At 42.4% G+C, this 957-nt stretch carries 1 protein-coding gene; it reads right to left on the bottom strand.

All coding sequences use genetic code 11. From position 1 onward, the window contains the following. Positions 1-398: 398 nt before the first annotated feature. On the bottom strand, positions 399-957 hold a 559-nt coding region (locus tag HP456_RS24345; RefSeq protein WP_216663423.1), incomplete at its 5' end, for a serine O-acetyltransferase.

The raw sequence follows: 957 nt of genomic DNA, 5'->3' as shown, positions 1-957 counted from the left end.
ATGGTCATTTCACAAACACCAGTTGACCCCTCGGCGAATGTTGGAACAGGTAAAATCACAATTAATACTAGAATAGCAGCTAACATCCTCAATATTATTCACCCCCGCGTAAATTTTCTCTAATCGTTATCTCGTCCGTTTTCTTGCAAATTGAAGATTAATTCATATTTTCATATTTTATCCATTTTATAAGTATATAGGTCTAGTGATTTGATGTAAACCGTTTCAGGGGTTTTAGATTGAATAGGAATGGAAATAGAATTAGTGGATTGAAACTAAGGTTTTGGTGCCGGGCACTAATGAGGAAAAATACGCTAAGGATAATCTGGATGGTTTGTGCCAGGCACAAAACGTCTAGATTGTGCCTGGCACCGATTCTTGACACTGATTCAGGCTGCTTAAATCACCTTTCCCATACTCCGCAAAGAATGTGGGATATTGATTTCTCCAATTTTCACCGCAGGTACGCCAGCTACAATCAGGTTTTCCTCCACATCTTTTGTCACCACAGAGTTCGCACCTATAGACACGTTGTTTCCAACTCTCACAGGACCCAATACCGCCGCCCCTGTAAAGATTGATACGTTATCCCTGATCACAGGTTTAATGACACCGTTCCGCTCCCTGTCACGGCCACCGATTGTCACATTTTGAAACACTTCCAGGTTTGCACCTGCCTTTACACCTGGTCCAATAACGATTCCAACAGAATGAGCAATGCGGAAACCAGGACCAATTTCCGCTCCAGGGGAGATTTCTGCGCCAAAGCAAATAATTCCGACTGAGCGCAGAATACGGGGTAGCAGCGGCACTTTCTTTCTATACAATCCATGAGAAAACCTATAAAGAACAACCAGCCAGAAGGGGGAGAAATTCAGGATACTGACAAACAACCCCTTATAAGTAAAGCCATAGGCCCTGTAATCAGACTTGATTAATTGAAACATTACTCTCACT

Origin of the sequence: Bacillus haikouensis (genome assembly GCF_013179555.1) — a bacterium.
Lineage (GTDB): Bacteria > Bacillota > Bacilli > Bacillales > Bacillaceae_B > Rossellomorea > Rossellomorea haikouensis_A.
The sequence above is the reverse complement of the archived record's forward strand: the minus strand, read 5'-3'. Positions and strand labels throughout refer to the sequence as shown.